Consider the following 20,966-nt stretch of genomic DNA (forward strand, 5'->3'; position numbering starts at 1 on the left):
GAGGAAGCTGATGCGTCATCTGCTTTTGACAGGTGTGGCAAAGGCTTACGGGCCGACATTGGCGTTGCGCGGGGTGTCTCTTGCCTTGCGCGGCGGCGAGGTTCACGCGCTGATGGGCGAGAACGGCGCGGGCAAGTCGACGCTGATCCGGGTGCTGGCGGGGCTGGAGCGGGCGGATGCAGGCGAGGTGGTTCTGGACGGTGCGCCCCTGCGGCTGACCGGGCCTGAGGTGGCGACGGCGGCGGGGTTTCGGTTTCTGCATCAGGAGATGCAGGTGGTGCCGGGGCTGTCGGTGGCCGAAAACATGCACCTTGCGCACCGCATCCCGCAGCGGTGGGGCCTGGTCGACTGGGGCCGGATGCGCGCGGCGGCGGCGGCGGCTTTGGCGGAACTGGGAATCGCAGAGATCGACCCGCGCGCGACGATGGCCGATCTTGGCCCCGGCGACCGGATGCTGGCGCGGATCGCCGCGACGTTGATTGCCGATGGCGGGCCGGAGCCCTGGCTTTACGTGCTGGACGAACCGACCGCCGCGCTGAGCCATGCCGAGGCGGAGCGGTTGTTCGCGGTGATCGGGCGGCTGGTCGGGCGGGGGGCGGCGGTCTTGTACGTGTCGCACAGGATGGACGAGGTGATGCGCCTTGCCGACCGGGTGACGGTGTTGCGCGACGGGGTGACGGCCTCGGTGCTGGACCGCGCCGCGATGGACCGCGACCGGATCATCCGCGACATGACCGGGCGGGCGGTGGACGCGCTGTTTCCGCCGCGCGCGGCGAGGGTGGGGCGGGTGCTGCTGGAGGCTGACGGTCTTGCCGGTGGCAGCCTTGCGCTGCGGGCAGGCGAGGTGGTGGGCCTTGCCGGGCTCGCGGGCGCGGGGCGCAATGCGCTGTTGAAGACCCTGATCGGGGCGCTGCCGCGCGCGGGAAAAGTGCGTCTGGACGGGGTTGAGGTGCCACCGGGGCCAACTGCGGCCTGGGCGGCGGGGATTGCCTATGTTCCGCGCGATCGCCGGTCCGAGGGCGTGATGCTGGGGCAGGGTCTTGGGCGCAGTGTCAGCCTTCCGCATCTTGGCTGGCTGGCCCGCGCGGGGATCCTGCGCCACCGTGCCGAGGCGCGGCTGGTGGCCGATAGCGGTGCTGCGGTGCGGTTGAAGGCCGAAGGACCGGGACAGGCGGTGGCGGAACTTTCGGGCGGCAACCAGCAGAAGGTTCTGTTCGCTCGCGCGCTGGCCGGAAAGCCGCGCGTCCTGCTGCTGGACGAGCCGACGCGGGGCGTCGATGTGGGGGCCAAGGCCGACATCTACGCGCTGGTGCGGCGGATGGCGGAAGGGGGTGCAGCCGTCGCTGTCGCGTCGTCGGACCTTGCCGAACTGATCGGGCTTTGCGACCGGATCGTGCTGGTACGGGATGGCAGGCCGGGGCGCGACCTTGCCGCCGAAGGGCTGAGCGAGGCGGCGCTGTTGGCCGCGATCTATGACGGGGAGGCTGCCTGAATGGGGCACGCGCTGCGAACTTACGGCACGCTGATCGGCATGGCGGCGGTGATCCTTTTCTTTTGGGTGATGCTGCCGGAAACCTTCATGACGGCGCGCAACTGGGTCAACCTCAGCCAGCAGATGTCGATGCTGATCGTGGTCGCCGCGGTGATGACGGTGGTGATGGCGGTCGGGGATTTCGATCTGTCAGTGGGGGCGATGGCGTCGCTGGCGGGCGTGGTGGCGGCGGTGCTGTTTGCGCAGGGCCACGGGATCGCGGTGGCGGTGGCTGCGGCGCTGGCGGTGGGGATACTGGGGGGGGCGCTGAACGGGGCGCTGGTCAGTCTTTTGGGGATTCTTCCATTCGTGGCCACGCTGGCGACGCTGACCATCTTCAGCGGCGTGGCGTTCCTTGTGTCGGACGGCAAGACCATTTCGGGCCGCGCGATTCCCGAAGCCTTTGCCGGGTTCGCGCGGGGCGGGATCGTGCTTGGCGGCGGTGAGCGGCCACTGGTGCTGTCATGGCTGGCGATCGTTGCGTTCCTGTGTGTGGCACTTGTCTGGCTGGTGCTGGAACAGACGAGTTATGGCCGCAGGCTTTACGCGCTTGGAGGCAACATGGAGGCGGCGCGGTTGGCGGGGGTCAAGGTCGCACGGCTGCGGCTGACGGCGTTCGTGTTCACCGGGGCAGGGGCTGCGGTGGCGGGGTTGATGTATGCCTCACGCGTTGCCTCGGCCAACCCGACGCAGGGCGACGGTCTGATGTTGACGGCGATTGCCGCGGTGTTTCTGGGCATGACGATGACCAGGGGCGGCCAGCCGCGGGTGCTGGCGACGCTGGCGGGGGTGGTCGTGCTGGGAGTGATGGACAACGGCCTGACCCAGTTGAACGTCGACAGCTATGTGCGCGAGGTGCTGGTGGGGGCGATAATCCTTGCCGCCGTGTCGATCAGCGCGATCGGAAGGCGCGCGGTGGGGATGCGCTAGCCGCATCACCGTTGCTTAGCCGCATCTATGCTGCCAAAAGCTGCACAACCTTGGATTGGCCATTGGGACCCCGAACAAAGGTGACGAGCCGATGAGCACCCGGAAAGTGTTTTTGAAGAAGATGGCGAAGCTGTATCTCTCTGAGGCGTCAGAGGAACATGCACGACGCTATCCGCAACTGGCCTGTTTTGCGTTCGATACCATCTCTGTGTCGCTGCATCTTGACGGTCAGTATGAAAGATATGAGCTGGAGGCGCTTGAAGAGTTTATCTTTCCACGGATGGATCGAAGCGGGCAGGCCATCGATGTCGGGGCAAACATCGGAAATCACAGCCTGTTCTTTGCGCGCCACTTCCCGAGCGTTGTAAGCCTTGAACCGCACCCGCGGACATTCCGCCTTTTGGCCTGCAATGCGGATCTGGTGCCGAATGTCGTAGCGCTTAACGTGGGTGCATCGGACGCGAAAGCCGTGGTGACGGTTGCACAGGATCTGCTGAATCTTGGCGCCACCTCTGTTCGCCCATCGGACCGCCCCATCGGCCTTGGCAGCAAACCGGTTACCCTGAACCTTGTTCCGATCGACACGATCCAGGAGGTGACGGTGCAACGCGTGTCCTTCATCAAGCTGGACATCGAGGGGCATGAGGAGGCGGCACTGCGCGGGGCCGAGCAAACGCTGCGTCGAGACATGCCGGTCGTCGCGATGGAGGTGCTGCCCGAAGACATCAAGGAGGGATCGACACCGTCGATCGATCTGCTGAGAAGCCTGGGATACACCAGCTTTATTGCGTCGCGCCCCGCCACCCGGATTGCCAGATTGCCGCGACGTACGTTCAAGCGCATGAAAACCTTGATGTCACTGATCGGCAGGGCGCCAAGCGAGCGACGTGAGTTTGCACCCGTCGAGTTTCCGCTGCAACCGGATGCGCGCTACAGTTTGGTGGTCTGTTCGCGCGATCCCTTGCTTGCGCTGACGTGACTAAGGCCTGGGCGTCAAGCTTCTGATTTCGCGAAGGATTTGTTGATCCGGTTCATCCAGAAAGCCGTCATCCACGGCTTTCAGGTAGGCACGTCGCATGGCCACGGAACTGGCGATTTGCCGTTTCTTCAGCAGCGGCAGGTTGAATATCCGCATCGAAGCCAGCGGAAAAGCCTCTTGAAGGCTTGCGGTTCGCGCCACGTCCAGAATGTGGTCGCGGATGAGTTTTTGGTTGGGTGCCTGGGCGCTGATCAAACCGACAAGGCTTTTTCGGCGTTGCTCGTGCTGGGGATTGTCATGTTCTGCATATGTGATGGCTTCTTGCAGAAATTTGGTGGAAGCGCCCTCAATCGCCTCGGCAAATGCGTGTCGTGAACCAAAGACTTTCGACGGCACGCCTGCGTCCAACAAGGCCCGAGAGAACCCCTTTTCACCTCGAGCGAGCACTTTTCGACGGGTGCTGGACACCTGGTAGCCCCGCCAGAAATCAGAGAATGCCGGGGAGGCAAGCCCTCTGTGACCAACCATCATCATGTAGGATTCGAAGTGCCCGGCATGACGTCGCCCGGCTTTTCGTTCGAACATCGGTCCGGTCAGCCCCTCGGTTCCGTGCTCCAGTTCGGAAAGCAGCGTCTCGTTCGACGAAAGGGGAAACCAGATGCTGTCGTTCAGCAACAACAGGCGCGACGGGGTGATGCCTCGGTCTTGCACGACGCGAAGGCCGTCACGATAGCCGCCGAAATCGTGGCCGTAGTTTGGTCTTTCGACCAGAAGAGCCACGGAGGACAGCAGGTCTTCGCGATCCTTTTGCGACAGCGGCGCGTTGGATACTGCGACGACCGAGTAGTCCTTTTTCGCGAGGTGGCTTACTGTCAGAAAAGTCGAGGGCAGCAGGCCGGCTGGCTGGAAAAGGATATGAAGTGCGAGCTTGCCATTCGTGGGGGTGTGCCGTCCTTCCGTCACCCGGACATGTCGGTAGAACTGGCGGTCGTAAAGGAATTGGGGCACCGCTTCGACCAAGGCGTATAACGGGTCCATCGCCTTGTAAAAGACGCGACGAAGTTCCCGTATGGCCTTACCTTCAGACATCGTGGCCTGACCCGGCAAGGGACGCCAACCCCACAGGATGAATGCGCTTTGCGTCGGGCTTTATTCGGCTAGTCATGCGTCTTCTTAGGCCCGGGAAACGCGCCTATCCGTATCAGGTATTTGAGGCGTCTCCAGTAGTTGGCTGCACGCAGACAATAGCTGGGCAGCCGTTTGTACCATTTGAACTTCTTCAGATCCCCTGATGCTACGCCGGTGATGAAGCTGATGTTCCCGTCATCCACATGGCTGGGAAAAGGCTCCAGACCGAAGAGCCGGAAGTCGTGCAGAAAGAACCGGTTTATCTCGTGGTCGGTGGCGCGCGTGATCGGAAGCATCCGAGGCAGCAATTTTTCTACCGTCTCTCTTTTTATCAGATAGGCGCCGGTGCCCGTGGCAGGGCCGACATAGGCGTTCAGGGTGTAGGTGCCGATCTTGCCCTGCGAGACGGGCAGCTTTGCGCGGATTTTGTTGAGTTTCAGCATGTCCCAGCGATCAGAAGCTGCCAAGGCCGCATCCACGGCAGAGACGAAGTCATCATGGAAAACCACATCGTCTTCGAGGATCAGCGCAACTGGTGCCCCCGTCGCAAGGAATTCCCTCCAGACAGCAAGGTGAGAATGGTAGCAGCCAATTCCTCCGATCAGGATATTGCGGCCCATGTTCCGTTCGAAGGCTTCGACATCCACAGTCTGGATGAGTTCAGCCTCGCGCGCCTTTCCGTCGATGCCATCGAAAACCTTGTGCTGGAACGGAAGGTGGGAAAGCTGCGCTTCCATCTTCCTCCGGCGCTCGACGGCGCGCGGCAGGTTGATCAGCCATGTTCTGAGGTCTTTGCGCGCGAGGGGCATTCCCTCTCCTTGGTCAGAAGAAAGTGTGTTTAGCCCAATACCTGAAACTCAAACTGGATGAGGAACGAGGGTCGGCGGGGCACTCAGGAAACAACATACCGGTTCCAGTAGGCCACAACCCAGCCAACCGGCCCCCCGATGAAGTGCGGGAAGCGATCACGGTTTCCCTTTCCCGAACGTACGAGATCTCGCGGTCGGGGAAGACCGTGGAAGACCACGATCTTTACATTGGGCGCTGGCATCTTAGGGGGCAGGATGCGGTCAAGCAAGAGCGGCCGACGCAAATGTCGCTTGAAACTCGCGAGCCAGGAGTTCGGCCAGTAACCTACTCGCTCGGCCTCGCCATGCAAGAAGTTCTGCTCGTAGCCATACAAATCCTCCATCGCGTTGGGGTCTTCCCGCATCCGGTCCACGAGGTCGGTGTGAGCCCCTATGTCGAACGCGAAGATCGAGCTCATGGTCGAAGGGGGGCCGCCCTTCCAGGCACCTTCGTCGATGGCGATCAGCCCGCTGCCGTACTCGAAGAACGGCTGGAGGTCCCCTACGACCATCATGTCGAGGTCGATGAAAAGCGCGCGGCCCGAGAGCCCGTAGAGGTCATCGATGAAGACCGACAGCTTGGGCCATCCACCACCGCGCCACTGACGAGGCGTCAGTCCGATGTCGGGAATCGGGAAGGCGGATATGCCTGGGGAAAGACCGTCTGCATTATCGGTCAGGCAGACAAAACGGAAAGGTTCCGCAAGGTTCGCACGCACCGCGTTATAGAGCACGTTGACATACTCGGCGTCGTACAGATCGCCCCACTTCATGCAGATTACGGTCTTGTCCATTCGCCTCAACGTACATCTGCCAGAGGCCGACTTGGTCTCACGAGATGGGGAGCTTGTCAAACCACCTTGCCTTGAGGACGGTTTTCATGAGCGTCAGAATACAGCTCTTGGTTTGATCTACGCAGGTTTGCGACCGCGAGTGCGTCCATACGCTTGATTGCTTTGTGGGTAAGGCTCGCTGAAGGCTGCCGGCCGGATGCCGGAGCTTTGACCGTACCATTGATAGCGCAAGTCGGCGATCGATCTTAACGCGGCGGCGGCAGTACCGTCTTCCGACGAGCGCGCCTTGCGTAAAACGAGAAGGTTTCGGCGGAACCACGACATCGTTGAAATGGCACGCAGACCAAGTGTTTCGATCAGATCCGGAACCCAGCCACGTTCGGCCCAAAGATCAAGAACCCGGTCCATTGGAATGCAGTTGATGTGACCGTGACCGTTCTGGCCTGGCTCCGCAACCGAGAAGATGATCCTGTTATCGGCATGACGTGCGATCGAGTCGAACGCCAGACTGGTGACCGCAGGATCCAAATGCTCCAGCACCTCGAGGCACATGACCAGATCAAACGTTTTGCCAAGATCAAGCGGTTCGTGAAGATCATGCCGGATATACTGATCGTCCCGCAAGACCGTGGTGGCCGGATCGACGCCGTCGGTGCCGATGATCTCATCTGCCCCAAGCGATTCAAAGAGGCGAAGGTAGATGCCCTTGCCACAACCGATATCGAGAACGGTTTTTGGCTGGAAATACTCGGCTAGATAGCGGAACGGAGCGATATCGAAAAAGACGTGCGACCAATGCCAGTCATGAGAGAATGCAGTCTCGGAAATCGGCTTGGAAACCTCTTCGTGGGCCGCTTGCCGTTCCAGAAGCGTCTCGAACTTGAAAGCAGATGTACCGATAATTGTATTCAAAACTGCTTCATCTGCGGGCATCCCCAAACCATTTGAGAACCGCCGTACCAAATCGAGCCTGGGGCGCTCTGCGTTGACACTGTCCTGAAAAATTTTGGGTGGCCCGTCTTGAGCAAAAGAGTTTGCCAAGTCTGCTAGGTTGGCCGGCTGCAATGGCAGGCCGTATTCGCGCACCGAATCGAACAGGCGTTTGCGATGGTACGACTGACCTTTGTAATCGGGGGCCACGTTTGACAAGCTTGGCTGCTCGGAAACGAGTTTGCTCCACCCGTTCACTGCCTTAGCCACGACCTGATCGGCACTCCGCACTGGAATATGGATCACCGGCGAATCTAGTCTGTCGTTGACAGGTACCCTGTGGCGCCCCAGCCGTACCGAGTGCGCGCCCTTGCTGACTGTCATGGCCTCGGAGAACGAACCACCGAGATGCCAAATTGCTTTCTTGTACGCCGGTGTTTCTTGGCGCCGCACATATCTGATCGCATCAAGTGGATCGCTGTCGGTCGTCCCCCCTTGGGGATCAGGCAAATAAGTCCGCCATGGGTGGAGTGTTGCGGTTCCTGGTGGTTCTGAGGCAAGTGCTGCGTGGAATGCTTTGGGGTCCTTCGCAGACAGGAATTCGTCGCAATCGAGGAAGACGACGTGATCGGCAAAGAATGCACTTTGAGTAAACCGCAGCGCAGCAGTGATCTGGTCGGCCTGTACATACCGCGTGTCGGGGCTGTCGATCACAAAGATGCCGCCCAACTCACGTGCGCATTCCATTGCAATGGTGCGAGTGCCGTCTATCGACCCGTTGTCCATGACGATCATTGCGTCGAGATATGGCCGATTGGTTCTCAGAAACGGTTCGATGATGTCCTGTTCGTTCTTGACCATCGTTATGGAGATCGACCGGATACCCGACTTTGGTGCGTCTTGCACATATGCGCGGAGATCACTGCGGATGAAGGCGAGGTATTCTGAAAGCTTCATTCTTCTTCTACCCAGACCGCCAGCCAGCGCATTTCTAAATACCGGCATAAAGGTCACGACGGACCTTCGCAACCACTTCAACGACAGCCGCAGGAAGCCAGGGACGGCGTCACCAAAGCTGCCTTGACGACGTGCCAGAACACCTGTTTCAGATCAAAAAGGTGCTCGAGGATTTCAGAACTGCATGGTCCTATCGGGGTCGTTGACGGAGGCGCGGGGAACCGAATCTCTCGATGGTTATCAGGTCCTTGGAGGTCATCCTTGCGGCAAAGTTCAACAATGCTGTCTTCGCCACGACGCCCCAGCAGCACGATCCGGATTTTCTCCTCAGACGAATGCAGCTTGCTCGTTCACGCCGGATGTCCTTCACCTCCGTCTCGGCAGGCACAGGCCGTCAAGCCTGTCGTTCCAACCGGCTCAGGTGAGACGATAGCAGGACGACCAAAGCGACGCCGGCAAAGACGGCGCCCAGCAGGAAGGTAGCTTCGGGTCCAAACCGATCCCACAGCAGTCCTGCGATGCCACTGGCGAACAGAAGCGCCACGCCGCTGGTCAGGTTGAAAAAGCCGAATGCCGTTCCGCGCAGGTCCGGTGGAGCGGTGTCTGCGACCATCGCGGCGAGCAGCCCCTGCGTCATGCCCATATGCAGCCCCCAGACCGCGACGCCCGCCAGAAGGACAGGCCATGCCGTGGACGAGGCGAGGACGAGGTCCGCCAGAATCAGAAGCCCAAGCCCGACCGCAAGCAGGGCGCGGTGGCTGACGCGGTCGGACAGGCGCCCGATCGGGTAGGCCGACAGGGCATAGACCACATTCATCACCACCATGACCAAGGGCACGGCCGCAAGTGCTATGCCTGCCTGCTGCGCGCGCAGCACGAGGAAGGCTTCGCTGAAACGGGCGAGGGTGAAGACGGCACCGATGCCCACCACGGCCCAATACTCGGGCTTCAGGCGCCGAAGATTCTGCCGCGTGATCGGGTTGCCGCGTCCTTCGCCCGCGGGGCGGGCCGGTTCACGGATGCCTGCCGCAAGCAGCAGGACGGACAGCACGGCCGGGATGGTCGCGACCCAGAACACCAGACGGAAATCGTTGGCAAAGAGCAGCATCAGGCCCACGGCCAGAAGCGGCCCGGCAAAGGCACCGACCGTGTCGAGCGACTGGCGCAAGCCGAAGGCCGCACCTCGAAGATGTGGCGGGGCGAGGTCGGCCACCAGCGCGTCGCGCGGTGCGCCGCGAATGCCTTTGCCCACCCTGTCGGCCAGCCGAGCCACGATGATCAGGTCGATGGATGTCGCCAGCGCGAAAAGCGGCTTCGACGCCGCCCCCAGCCCGTAGCCGAGAAGAGCCAGTTCCTTGCGCCGCCCGACCCAGTCGCTCAGCACGCCGGAGAACACCTTGACGATCAGCGCGGTTGCTTCGGCTGCGCCTTCGATCAGGCCGATGGTCAGCGCGCTGCTGCTAAGTCCGGTGACAAGAAACAGCGGCAAAAGGCTGTGGATCATTTCGGAGGAGATATCCATCAGCAGGCTGACGAAGCCCAGAATCCAGATCGCCGCCGGTATGCCACTTTTGCGGATCATATCCGTCACTTCCCGCGCGGAAAGAGGCGGCCCGACAGGCCGAGCGATGTCAGGACGGCTTCGTAAAGCGCAAGTACCGGCGGATAAATCCACGCATTTAGCGGGCGGCGAAGGACAAAGACCAACAGTGCAGCGCAACAAGCGACCGCCAGACCACCCGCCATGTCGAAGGGGAAATGCACGCCCAGATAGACCCGCGCCCATGCCGTCCCGAGCGCGAGCGCCGCAAACACAAGGGCCGCCGCCCGCGTGGATTTCGCAAAGAGCAGCGGAAGCGCCAGACCGAAGAGCAATGTCGCGTGATCGCTCGGGAATGAAGCCTCGGGTGCATGCGGCATGAACTGGTGGCCCAGGCCAAGCTCAAAAGGGCGCGGGTGATACCAGATGTGCGTGATCACTTGCGCAACAGTCAGCCCGACGAAAGCGGTCAGCGTCGCATCAAGCAGGCGCATCCGAACGAAACGGCCCGTTCTTACCCAGAGCAGCACCAACACGACCACTGCGACGTAGGGCGCGGTTTCTGCCAGAACGCGGGCCATGAGCACAAGGGCCTGCGGCGAGGTTGCATCGGCATTGAGTGCGGTGAAAAGGGCTGCGTTCCAGCCTTCGATCCGATCCATGTTCACCGCTCTGGGCCCAACCTCTTTGGGAAAGGCTATCAGAGCCGTGTGTCAGGGCAAAGCTGCCACCTATCGGACGGGCTTCACGTTTGCGATGACGATCCGCCCGTCGGAAAACCACGGATCACCGAACTCGTCCTTGCCGGTCAACGGCCCGTTCCCGTCGACCACGGATTGCACGACGAGAACGCCCGCCTGTGCAAGGCCCTTCAGGATCACGTCGCGCTCGGCATCGAGATCGGGCGAGATATGGTGGACAAGGCCCCATTTCAGACCGTCATCGAAACTTGCGGCGGCAAGGAAAAGGGCCTCTCCGCTGGCAAGGCGGAAATTCGTTTTCCAAAGGCGCAGGTGATGTCTGCGCCGCAAACTGTCGGTCGCGTCGGGCTTTTGGAAAGCAAGATCGTTCGGTTGCCCGTTGCGGAAATAGGGGGTGATCGGCGCGACCGGATCGGGGTGGTTCGTCCAGGCTGCGAAGGCCGCCTCGACAAGTTGCGGCAGATCGGTGGGGGCGGGGGCGTCCCATCCGGCCTTGGTAAAGGCGGCGGTGACGGTTTCGGCATCCGGCGCGATCAGGATCATCGACACCGGTTCGACCTGCGTGCCGATCAGACTTTCGGCATAGGGGTCGAAACCAGGCTGCATTGGCGCCTCTTGCGCAGAGGCGAGAACCTTCGGCAAGGTTGGCGCTGCAACAGGGGCAAGCGGTTTTTCGTAGCCCATTACGATAAAGCCCGCGAAGGCCAGAAAGGGAAGAACTGTCAGAAAGATCGGGCCATGACGAGGATGAGTGTGCTGCAAACGCCCCATCCGCAACGCCTCGCTTACCGCAACGCCCACCACCAGCCAGATCGCGCCAAGCAAAAAGCCGTTGACCACGTCGCTCAGGTAATGTTCGCCCAGATATATCCGGCTGAAGCCGACCGACAGGATCGTCAGCCCGGCAATTGGCAGTACAATCCGCAGCCGAACAAGGCGGTTGCGCCAGAGGGCATAGGCGACGAAGCCGAAAAAGGCGACAGACACGGCGGCGTGCCCGCTTGGAAAGCTGGCAGTCGTTTCGGTGAAATGGGCAAGCGATGGTCGCGCCCGCCCGAACAGTTGCTTGAGCAGGGACACCGCCAGTGATTGGCCGAGCGTGGCCACCACCGCCCCAAGCACAAGCGCACGTTCGCCCCGCAGCCAAAGCGCCAGACAGGCTGCTGCCAGCAGTGCCGTTACCGCCCGCCCGTCACCTATGGCCGTGACATATGTGGCGACCCGCAACCCTGCTGGAGTTTGCAGCGCGTGCAGCAGGCTTGCGATGTTCCTGTCGGCGCGGATGATCGGATCGCCCGAGAGGTAATCGACCACCGAGCCGACCCAGAGAGCGCCAAGCGCCAAGAGCGCCACGATCGTCAGCGTCAGGGGAAGGCCCGCGAAACCAGTCCGTGACAGGCGCGAGGAAACGGCAGCGGTCAGCCGCGGACGCGCAGCAAGCCACCGCGCCACGGCCGGTTCTTTGGCCATGCTGCGCAAGGTTGCTGCCAGCACCGCGCCGACCCAGGGCAGAAAGCTGATCATCCGCGCAAGCACATACCAGATGAGCGCCAGCACCAGCAGGACCACGGCAAGAGCAACGGCTTCGCGGGTGAACGCAGGGCTGAGGCGACTGAAGACCTCGCTTGCCCCGTAGCCGATGGCAATGTGGAGGACCGCATAGGGCACCGCGGCAAGCGCGCTGATCGCCAGGAAGCGGCGGCGCGGCATTCCGGACAGTCCGGCGGCAAAGGGCACAAGGCCCGCGACGGGCCCGCTTAATCGGCCCAACAGAACGCCAAGCGCGCCGTGGCGTTCGACCATGGTTTTCGCCTTGCCGAAGGCGGGTGATCGGGAGGGGTTCAGCAGCCGCCTTCCGCGCTTGCCTGCGGCCAGACGTCGCCCGAACCAGAAGCTACCGTAGCTGCCGACCCATGACCCGATGGACACGAACCAGAGAAGATCGACGAAATCCAGCAGTCCGCGATGCACCAGAACTCCACCCAGATCGACAAGGATCGAACCGGGAAACACCATCCCTGTCAGGAAGAACGCCTCAAGCAGTGCCGCCGCACCGATGGCCCAATAGGCCCAGACCCCCATCGACTGAAGCGAAGGAAGTAACAGCTCGGTCAGGGTGTCCGCTGTGGGAAGGGCCATGTCGGATGGCTACTCCTATCGCCTGTGGCAAACAACTCGCCATAAGTCGTCAACAGGCTAGCGGCTCGGGCATCGGCCAAGTGTTGAACCGGAAAGGTGGAGCCATGTGTCACGCCTTCGGCAGCGGGCGGCGACGTTCGCCGGCCAAACATCTCTGGCAGGAAACGGAGATCGTTCGTGGAGAGGAATGATTTTGAATACGCGCACCAGTCTCCATTAGTGCTTCGCAGCCATGCGAACCGATCATCTGGAGGAGGCCCGTTCGCGGGCCCTTTCCCTTTCTGGCGGAGGGACGACAAGCCAGACTTTTCTGCCATCGTATGGATTTTTGCCTGCTTCGACCCACCCGTTCCAGTGGCCCATCGCAACAGGGCGACCCGTCACCCATCACCCCCGGGGGCAGTTTCTGGGGCATTTCGGAGCGGCAGCCGTTGCGTCAGAACAGCAGTTTGTACACGTTCCCGTTGGTGTCGGTCGCCGTCCCCGTCCCGCTGGAGGTGCCCGAGCCAATTATGAAGGTGCCTTGCACGCGGGTGCCGTCGTCACAGACGGCGTAGATTTCGCCGTTGTTCACGCCTGCGACCGTGGCGATCTCGGACCCGACCTCGCCTCCGGTCTTGCGCCAGGTCAGCGACATGCCGCGCGAACTGGAGACGGTGCGCGGGGTCAGCGACGACCACGTGCCTCGGCAGTCTACGCGTTCAGGCAACTGGAACGAGAGCGCGCCCGAGGTGCCGCTGGCGTTCTTCGCCGTTGCTTCGATCACGAGGGTCGGGTCGGTTTCAGCGATGCTGCCCTTCAGCGGGTAAAGCTGCATGCTGGCCGTGTTGCTGACGCAGCCACCAAGTGCCACAAGTCCAGCGAGGGCGATTAGGCAGGTGCGCACGTCGGATTACCCTTGGTTCAACGTCGAAGGAAAGGGAGGTTGGCTGGGGCGCCAGGATTTCCTGCAGTGGCAAGAAGGGCATGGGGTTTCTGAGGGAGGGGAGGAAAGGTGGGGCGGAGGGTGGGGCAGGGGGTGGGGCGATCCTACCTGCGAAAAGGTCGGAGACCCGCACCGTTCTGTTCTGGATCGTCGGTCTCATTCGGTCACGGTCCTCTTTCGACGGATGCGTCAATCAGCGATGACCAGCGGCATCGACAGGGTGGCGCCAAGAGCCGTCTCGAAGAAGAGAGGCGGCGCCATGGCGCGGGCCAGTTCGACGACGCGCTCTTGCAACTCTGCTACCTTTTCGGGATGGGAGGCCGACAGGTCGCTTGTCTCGGACGGGTCGGCTTCAAGGTCGAAAAGCTCGACCTTCGGCGGCAGCATCGCGTTCCAGACCAGCTTCCACTTTCCGTCGCGCACGGCGCCGAGGCCAGGGTCGACGTTATAGACCATACCTTGCCGCGGCGAGGCCTGGCCGGCCGCCAGCGCCTGCCAGACGTCGATGCCGTCCAGATTCTTCGACCGTCCGAGGTCTGCTCCGGTCAGCGCAGCCAGGGTGGGAAGCATATCGACGACGTGCATCACGCCTTCAGCCTCGCCCGTTGCAATGCGGCCCGGCCAGTTGGCCAGCGCCACGACCCGGGTGCCACCTTCGTAGACGGTGCCCTTGCCTTCACGAAGGGGATCGTTGCGTGGCGGCAAGTCACCCGCCACCGCCCCTTCGCCAACAAACATCTTTGACCGGGTTCCGCCGTTGTCGCTGTGAAAAACGATCAGTGTGTTTTCGCGCAGACCCTTCGCGTCGAGGGCTGCAATGACATTCCCGATCTGGTCGTCCATCGCCGACACCATCGCGGCATAGGCCCGGCGGTTCTCGTCGGGGATGTCCGGATAGCGGTCAAGATAGGCCTGCGGTGCTTGATAGGGTGTGTGCGGGGCAGTGAAGGCGAGGTATAGGAAAAGGGGGCTTGCCGGGTCGTGATCTGCGATCTGGCGGACGGCATCAGCCCCAAGAAGTTCGGTGTCATACCCGGGTTCCACCAAAAGCTCGTTGTCGAGGTACCAGTCCGTCACGCCATGGGCTTCATGCTTGAAATGGTCGATCTCGCCTACCAGGGGGCCGTAGAAGTAGTCGAATCCACGTTGACGCGGCCAGAAGGCGCGGTCGGCATGGCCGAGGTGCCACTTGCCCACCATCCGGGTGGAATAGCCGACCTCCTTCAAAGCTTGAGGCAGGATGAACTCATCTTGTGCAAGGCCGTAGCTGCCACCCGACGGGATGACCCCAACCTGAAGTCCGTAGCGCAGGGGATAGCGTCCGGTCATCAGTGCAGCGCGAGTCGGCGTACACAACGGCTGGGTGTAGAAGTTGCGCAGGATCGCGCCTTCTGAGGCAAGACGGTCGAGGTTCGGTGTGAGGATGTCCGAGCCTTGGAAGCCGACATCTGCAAAGCCAAGGTCATCGGCCACGATGTAGATGATGTTCGGACGGCCGACCTCCTGACCCTGCGCGCGCCCGGCCAGCATCGAGAGTCCAGCGATGGCCGCCATGAAGCGAGCGGCACCGGAAAGGATGTCCCTTCGAGTGGGGCCCGCTGCAGTGGCAGCATCGGTCTTGAAATCCGGTTCGTTCATGGGGTCCTCACTGCAATTGGGGATCCCGCGTCACGCAGCGGAATCCGATGTGGGTGGAAGAGGTATCGATGGACTGTGACTGCCGGGCTGCTGGTCGATAACGTCGGCAATGATTGGGAGCGCAGAGGTGCGAGCCACCCTTAACGACCATGTGCTCCAGGTCGCTCGACCGGTCAGTCTTTGCCGAGCAGCACCGTGCCGGAGGTGGTTCGGCATGGGTCGCGCGGTAGCTATCCTTCGTCCACTCCCAGACATTGCCGATCATGTCGAAGACACCGTAACCGTTGCAGGGAAATGCGGTGACGGGCGAGGTGCCGACATAGCCATCGTCCGAAAGGTTCTCGAAGGGGAAGCGGCCCTGCCAGGTGTTGGCCATATGGCGCGCGCCCGGCATCAGTTCGTTGCCCCAGGCAAACTCTGCGCGGTCAAGTCCGCCGCGTGCGGCGTATTCCCATTCGGCTTCCGTCGGCAGATCCTTGCCTGCCCATGCGGCGTAGGCAAGTGCATCTGCGAGGGCAACGTGGACAACGGGATGGTCGTCGAGCCCAGCAATACTGCTGCCCGGACCCTGCGGGCAGCGCCACGAGGCGCCGGGCAAGTAACGCCACCAGGCAAGGCCATCGAGTAGGTCAGTCGCTGCCGAGGGCTGCACGAACACCAGCGAGCCCGGCACCAGAAGCGCGGGGTCGGCGTCAGGATAGGCTGCGGGGTCGGGCGTGCGCTCGGCAAGCGTGACATGGCCGGTCTGCGCCACGAAACGCGCGAAGAGGGCGTTGGTCACCGGGGTGAGGTCGATCCAGAAGGTCTCGACCCGCCGGATGTGAACTGGTGCTTCCTCTGGATACTGGTCATCGGCTCCCATGTGGAAGATACCACCGGCAATGCGGGTCATCGGGGCGCCGTCACGGGTGGGCGTCACGTCACTTTCGGTATTGATCGTTCTGGGCCACATCGTTCCCGCCGTGAGGATCACCTGCCTGAAGGCGTCCGATCGAAACAAACCGTCCATGTCCGCTTCCCGACCATGAACGGGATCGGCCAAAAACTTCCGGAGTTCAGTCTATTGCAAACACCGCGAGCAGTGTGTGGCTGACGATAGGCAGTGCTTGGGTGCATCTCAATTGCCATTTCGCGCCAGACGGCGACGGAACTCTGTGGGCGACACCCCCTGCCAGCGCCGGAAGGCACGAATGAAATGCGACGGGTCGGCATAGCCGAGATGGGCCGCAGTATCGTTCGTGCTGCCGGTTGGGCTGGACAGAAGGCTCAGGGCCTGGGTGTGTCGCCAGTCATCGACGACTTGCTCGAAGGTTGTGCCGATCAGGGCAAGGCGCCGCTGCAGGCTGCGGGGCGGCAATCCCAGTGTCCGGGCAGAGTCAGCCAAGGTCAGTCGTCCCCAGAGCGCGGCCACCTCGATCATCCGGTGAAGGGACGCAAGAAGCTGCCGGTCTGTCAGGTCAAAGGTCACTGGCACGAGAGTATCCTTCGCAGCTGTTGGCAGACCATCTTCCTCTATCCGCAAGACATTTCTCCTGGCCAGCAGCGCAGCGTCGAACCAGATCACCAGATCCGTGCCCTTTTCAAACGAGACCGCACAGCGCAAGGCGTCCTCGTAGATCGACAACGGAACAACCGGTCTATGCGGCAGTATGACATGCAGGCGCGCGGCCTCGTCACCCGTCGCTGCACGGACGAACCTGACGAAGAAGGCGGCAATTCCCTCGGTCAAAAAGCGCGCTTCAGCGGGATCGCAACCAAGCATATGGTGGGTCCACCGAACGCTCGAGCCGATCGTTTCCATCGCTATCAAGGTCCCACGCTGCAGCCATGGTATATGCAGTTGTTGCAGCGCCAATGCCTCACCCAGATTGCGACCGACCAGTAATGATCTGCCAAATGGCCCCAGCAGGTCCGGGTCTGTCACCTGGGCCATCTTTAAGCCGACAGTAGCGTCACCGCTTTTGCGGGCCAGGGCGTTCATCATCGCGACAATCTGGCTGCGCCGGACGACCTGATCCCGGTTGGCAAAGGCGTCCGGCTCCAGACCGCCCAAAGCCAGGAGTGGCCCGGCCGACACCCCGTTTGCCTCGGCCGCATTTGGCAGAGAGTGGACCAGTGAAAGGCGAACACCGCTTCTGTCGTACATCCGGGCAGACTAGCATCGAGGCCAAGGGCGATCAAATGTCGTTCAAACCCTACTGTCGTAAGGACGTGTGAGGTTAAGGAGGGGCGCTTCGCAGGGAGGTGGTCCATCATCCGGCAGCTTTGGGCCGGAACTGCCATGACCAAAACCGAGCAATCTTCCGTATCTAATTAGGTATTAGATACAGGAGCGTAAACTATGAACGCGATCGTATCCCTCGGCGTTGCCGGGGGTTTTCTTTTTGTTGCGCGGGGCGGGGTCAGCCTCGGCATAGTGGCTTTGGTTGCCACCCGGATCAGTCACTCGCTGCCCTTGGCCTTGTTGTTGATTTCCACCCAGAACTGAGCCGGGTTTTCCACCGAGAAGTGAGCCACCTCTGACTATGGATTTCGTATCATGCTGGGGTCAAGGCATGGTTTGTCTCCTTCTTCTTCCTGGCTGCTGCGGCTGAACTGGCCTTGAAGCGGAAGCTGTCGTTTCCGGTCTCCAGGATGTGGCAGCGGTGGGTGAGGCGGTCGAGCAAGGCGGTGGTCATCTTTGCGTCGCCGAAGACCGTGGCCCATTCGCTGAAGCTCAGGTTTGTGGTGATGACGACGCTGGTGCGTTCGTAGAGCTTGCTCAGCAGGTGGAAGAGCAGCGCCCCACCCGAGGCGCTGAAGGGCAGATATCCCAGTTCGTCGAGGATCACCAAGTCGAGCTTGGTCAGGCTTTCTGCGATCTGCCCGGCCTTGCCCTTTGCCTTTTCCTGTTCGAGGGCGTTGACCAGTTCGATCGTCGAGAAGAAGCGGACCTTGCGGCGATGATGCTCGATGGCCTGGATGCCGAGTGCGGTTGCGACATGGGTCTTGCCGGTTCCCGGACCGCCGATCAGCACGATGTTCTGTGCGCCATCCATGAACTCACAGCGGTGCAGGGTCCTGACGGTGGCCTCGTTGATCTCGCTGGCGGCGAAGTCGAAGCCCGAGAGGTCCTTGTAGGCCGGGAAGCGTGCGGCCTTCATGTGATAGGCAATGGAACGGACCTCGCGTTCAGCCAGTTCGGCCTTCAGCAGTTGCGACAGGATCGGGATGGCCGCTTCAAAGGCCGGTGCTCCCTGCTCGATCAGATCGGTGACGGCCTGTGCCATGCCATACATCTTCAGGCTGCGGAGCATGATGACGATGGCGCCGCTGGCGGGATCATGACGCATGGCGGCCTCCGGCGATCTGGTTGCGCAGGCCGTCATAGCGTTCGACATTGGCCTTGGGCTCGCGGCGCAGGGTCAGTGCCTGCGGGGTATCCAGTGGTGGCCTACCGATCACCTTGCCGTCGACCAGTCGGTGCAGCAGGTTCAGCACATGGGTCTTGGTCGGCACGCCCTCGGCCAGTGCCAACTCCACGGCGATGAGCACCGCCTGTTCATCGTGCTGAAGAACCAGGGCGAGGATGTCTGCCATCTCGCGATCACCGCCGGGCTTGCGCAGCATGTGATCCTGCAACTGCCTGAAGGCAGACGGCAATTCTGCGAAGGGCGCACCATTCCGAAGCGCCCCGGGCTTACGCTGAACGACAGCCAGATAATGCCGCCAGTCGTAGATCGTCCGCGGTGGCAGGTGGTGGCTGCGTTCGATGATCCGCGGATGCTCGCACAGGATGTTACCCTCCGCTGCCACGACCAGCCGGTCGGGATAGATCCGCAGGCTGATGGGCCGGTTCGCGAATGACGCCGGAACGCTGTAGCGATTGCGCTCGAAGCTGATCAGGCAGGTGGGCGAGACACGCTTGCTCACCTCTATGAATCCGTCAAAGGCGACAGGCAAGGGCATCAGGGCGGCCTGCTCTTCGGCCCAGACATCGGCGATCGTGCCGGGCAGCGTGCCATGGGCGGTCTCGCGCCACAGCTCCTGGCAACGCTGCTCCAGCCAGGCATTCAGTGCGGCGATATCGGGGAAGTCCGGCATGCCTTGCAGCATCTGGTGGCGAGCGTCGCGGACGTTCTTCTCGACCTGGCCTTTCTCCCAACCTGCGGCCGGATTGCAGAAGTCAGGCTCGAAGACATAGTGGTTGGTCATGGCCAGGAACCGGATGTTGACCTGCCGTTCCTTGCCGCGGCCGACACGATCCACCGCCGTGCGCATGTTATCGTAGATCCCGCGCCCGGGCACGCCGCCGAAGACCCGGAACCCGTGCCAATGCGCGTCGAACAGCATCTCGTGGGTCTGCAAGGGATAGGCTCGCAGCAAGAAGGCCCGGCTGTGCGACAGCTTGACATGGGCGACCTGCAGCTTCCTGCGCTCACCGCCCAGAACCGCAAAGTCCTCGCTCCAGTCGAACTGGAAGGCTTCGCCCGGGCGGAATGACAGCGGAACAAAGGTGCCGCGTCCCGTGGTCTGTTGGTCGCGCTGGCGATCCGCTCGCCACCCCCGCGCGAAGGCTGCCACCCGGCCATAGGAACCGGTGAAGCCCAGCGTCACCAGATCGGTGTGCAACTGCTTCAGCGTCCGCCTCTGCTTGCGTGCCTTCGCGGCCTCGGTCTTCAGCCAGCCGGCCAGCTTGTCGGCGAAGGGGTCAAGCTTGCTCGTCCGTTCCGGCGTGGCAAACCTCGGCTCGATCGTGCCCGCCGCCAGATGCTTGGCCACGGTATTGCGCGACAGGCCCGTGCGCCGGGCGATCTCCCGGATCGACAGCTTCTGCCGCAAGTGCATGCGTCGGATGATGTTCAAAAGTCCCATGTGGATCACTCCGTTGCCCCCGCCGCTCTCCGCTCCAGGGGAAGGTTCACATGGCTCAATTCTCAGTGGAAATTACCCGCCCACCCGGCTCAGTTCTGGGTGGAAATCAACATGCTCTCGCTCGCCCGCTCCGCTGGTCCCCGCCAACAGGGAAACCCGTCACCCGTCACACCCCTTGGGGCACTTTCCAGGGCACTTCGAAGCGGAAGACACTACCCTAGAACAGCAGCTTTCAGTTCGCCGAAGTGGCCATCACCGGCCCGATGGTGCGCATGATCCTCGCCGCCATCCGCCGACAGCGAGCGCCACCGCTATGCGTATGACGCTGAAACCTCCCGAGGGCGAACGAAAGCGGTCGGACAAGTTTGTCCGGCGCGCTGAAAGCAGTTAGTGCCGGGTCAGGATGATGCGGAGTTACGGCCCGATCTGCCCGCTTTCTGAAGGTCTGGCGGAAGTTAAAACCGCACGGGCGAAAAACACTTGTTCAGCGGGTAGATTCAGGAGAACTTGCCATAAACGGAAGGCTACTTGGGGAATGTCCATTATGTTTGGCGCCCCAAGTAGCGCGATATCGAGGAGGCCTTCGATGTTGGTAAACAAATCCAGTGTCAGCGTTCCAGCTTGGGTCATAGCAATCTGGGGCCTTATTGTTTCGATTCCGGTCACGTTCGCGGTGGTTATCGTGCAGCGCATTCTGTTCGGCATCTGGTCAGAAATCATCGCCGGCGGAGAGAGAGCTGACTTCTCGACCAATGGGGCCAATTGGCTGAACATTGCGATTATTGTGTTCGCGCCGCTTGATTTTCTGGCGATCGTTTTCACCTTCGTCCTGGTCTATCCGATCGCCTATTCGAACAGCCTTCAGGACAACAGTTCGCTCGGAAACAGCCGCCTTCCGTGGGCCATGGTAGGGCTGCTGGCACTAGCCTCGCCTCTTGTCTTCGGGCTGGATCTGATGGCCGTGACGATCGTCATGCCGACCCTGGCGATCATCTTTTTTGCCAGCAAGGCGTTCTTGTCCTGGGCGGAAACACAGCGCAAAGCTTGACCCTATGGTGTCGAACGCTGCACG

Annotated in this window: 18 protein-coding genes and 1 pseudogene; 5 read left to right on the forward strand and 14 right to left on the reverse strand. The window is 61.8% G+C overall.

Annotated features, from left to right (window positions below; all coding sequences use genetic code 11):
• Nucleotides 1–10 precede the first annotated feature (10 nt).
• From ACROUL_RS10990 to ACROUL_RS11000, 3 genes are all read left to right on the forward strand, one after another.
• A complete protein-coding gene (locus tag ACROUL_RS10990) occupies nt 11–1,492 on the forward strand; it encodes a sugar ABC transporter ATP-binding protein (RefSeq protein WP_431299523.1) in 1,482 nt (493 codons plus the stop codon).
• Entirely contained in the window at nt 1,493–2,461 is a 969-nt protein-coding gene (locus ACROUL_RS10995) for an ABC transporter permease (RefSeq protein ID WP_431299524.1), read from the forward strand.
• Nucleotides 2,462–2,552: 91 nt separating this feature from the next.
• Entirely contained in the window at nt 2,553–3,440 is an 888-nt protein-coding gene (locus ACROUL_RS11000; RefSeq protein ID WP_431299525.1) for an FkbM family methyltransferase, read from the forward strand.
• Here ACROUL_RS11000 and ACROUL_RS11005 read toward each other — a convergent pair whose 3' ends face one another.
• From ACROUL_RS11005 to ACROUL_RS11060, 12 genes and pseudogenes are all read right to left on the reverse strand, one after another.
• Nucleotides 3,441–4,529, reverse strand: coding sequence for a rhamnan synthesis F family protein (locus ACROUL_RS11005; RefSeq protein WP_431299526.1), 1,089 nt, complete (start codon nt 4,527–4,529; stop codon nt 3,441–3,443).
• A gap of 68 nt (nt 4,530–4,597) precedes the next feature.
• Nucleotides 4,598–5,377, reverse strand: coding sequence for a glycosyltransferase family 25 protein (locus ACROUL_RS11010; RefSeq protein WP_431299527.1), 780 nt, complete (start codon nt 5,375–5,377; stop codon nt 4,598–4,600).
• A gap of 83 nt (nt 5,378–5,460) precedes the next feature.
• Entirely contained in the window at nt 5,461–6,210 is a 750-nt protein-coding gene (locus ACROUL_RS11015) for a hypothetical protein (RefSeq protein WP_431299528.1), read from the reverse strand.
• 117 nt (nt 6,211–6,327) lie between these two features.
• Complete coding sequence (locus ACROUL_RS11020) at nt 6,328–8,145, reverse strand: methyltransferase domain-containing protein (protein ID WP_431301290.1); 1,818 nt, start codon at nt 8,143–8,145, stop codon at nt 6,328–6,330.
• Between the two features lie 203 nt (nt 8,146–8,348).
• Nucleotides 8,349–8,485: pseudogene (locus tag ACROUL_RS11025) on the reverse strand (IS3 family transposase); the annotation flags it as partial.
• Between the two features lie 6 nt (nt 8,486–8,491).
• Nucleotides 8,492–9,679: an MFS transporter gene (locus tag ACROUL_RS11030; protein WP_431299529.1), complete on the reverse strand. Its 1,188-nt coding sequence runs from the start codon at nt 9,677–9,679 to the stop codon at nt 8,492–8,494.
• A gap of 5 nt (nt 9,680–9,684) precedes the next feature.
• Nucleotides 9,685–10,299: a phosphatase PAP2 family protein gene (locus ACROUL_RS11035; RefSeq protein WP_431299530.1), complete on the reverse strand. Its 615-nt coding sequence runs from the start codon at nt 10,297–10,299 to the stop codon at nt 9,685–9,687.
• 69 nt (nt 10,300–10,368) lie between these two features.
• Nucleotides 10,369–12,477 carry an LssY C-terminal domain-containing protein gene (locus ACROUL_RS11040; protein WP_431299531.1) on the reverse strand — a complete coding sequence of 703 codons (2,109 nt, stop codon included), beginning with the start codon at nt 12,475–12,477 and terminating at the stop codon, nt 10,369–10,371.
• A 436-nt stretch (nt 12,478–12,913) separates the two neighbouring features.
• The gene (locus ACROUL_RS11045; RefSeq protein ID WP_431299532.1) at nt 12,914–13,363 is read right to left on the reverse strand and encodes a hypothetical protein; all 450 of its coding nucleotides are present in this window, start codon (nt 13,361–13,363) and stop codon (nt 12,914–12,916) included.
• A gap of 228 nt (nt 13,364–13,591) precedes the next feature.
• A complete protein-coding gene (locus ACROUL_RS11050; protein ID WP_431299533.1) occupies nt 13,592–15,040 on the reverse strand; it encodes an arylsulfatase B in 1,449 nt (482 codons plus the stop codon).
• A 7-nt stretch (nt 15,041–15,047) separates the two neighbouring features.
• Nucleotides 15,048–16,049, reverse strand: coding sequence for a formylglycine-generating enzyme family protein (locus ACROUL_RS11055; RefSeq protein ID WP_431299534.1), 1,002 nt, complete (start codon nt 16,047–16,049; stop codon nt 15,048–15,050).
• 108 nt (nt 16,050–16,157) lie between these two features.
• On the reverse strand, nt 16,158–17,186 hold the full coding sequence (locus tag ACROUL_RS11060; protein ID WP_431299535.1) for a helix-turn-helix domain-containing protein: 1,029 nt from the start codon (nt 17,184–17,186) through the stop codon (nt 16,158–16,160).
• Between the two features lie 195 nt (nt 17,187–17,381).
• Between ACROUL_RS11060 and ACROUL_RS11065 the strand changes: the two genes are divergently transcribed.
• A complete protein-coding gene (locus tag ACROUL_RS11065) occupies nt 17,382–17,528 on the forward strand; it encodes a hypothetical protein (protein ID WP_431299536.1) in 147 nt (48 codons plus the stop codon).
• Between the two features lie 49 nt (nt 17,529–17,577).
• On the opposite strand, the gene istB is transcribed toward ACROUL_RS11065, so the two are convergent.
• Entirely contained in the window at nt 17,578–18,372 is a 795-nt protein-coding gene (gene istB, locus ACROUL_RS11070; protein WP_431298741.1) for an IS21-like element helper ATPase IstB, read from the reverse strand.
• Nucleotides 18,362–19,894: an IS21 family transposase gene (gene istA / locus ACROUL_RS11075; protein ID WP_431298742.1), complete on the reverse strand. Its 1,533-nt coding sequence runs from the start codon at nt 19,892–19,894 to the stop codon at nt 18,362–18,364. Before istA ends, istB begins: the two co-directional genes overlap by 11 nt.
• 586 nt (nt 19,895–20,480) lie before the next feature.
• On the opposite strand from istA, the gene ACROUL_RS11080 reads away from it, so the two are divergent.
• Nucleotides 20,481–20,942 carry a hypothetical protein gene (locus tag ACROUL_RS11080; protein WP_431299537.1) on the forward strand — a complete coding sequence of 154 codons (462 nt, stop codon included), beginning with the start codon at nt 20,481–20,483 and terminating at the stop codon, nt 20,940–20,942.
• Nucleotides 20,943–20,966: the final 24 nt, after the last annotated feature.

Origin of the sequence: Tabrizicola sp. BL-A-41-H6 (assembly GCF_050632395.1) — a bacterium.
Taxonomy (GTDB): domain Bacteria; phylum Pseudomonadota; class Alphaproteobacteria; order Rhodobacterales; family Rhodobacteraceae; genus JAUYQR01.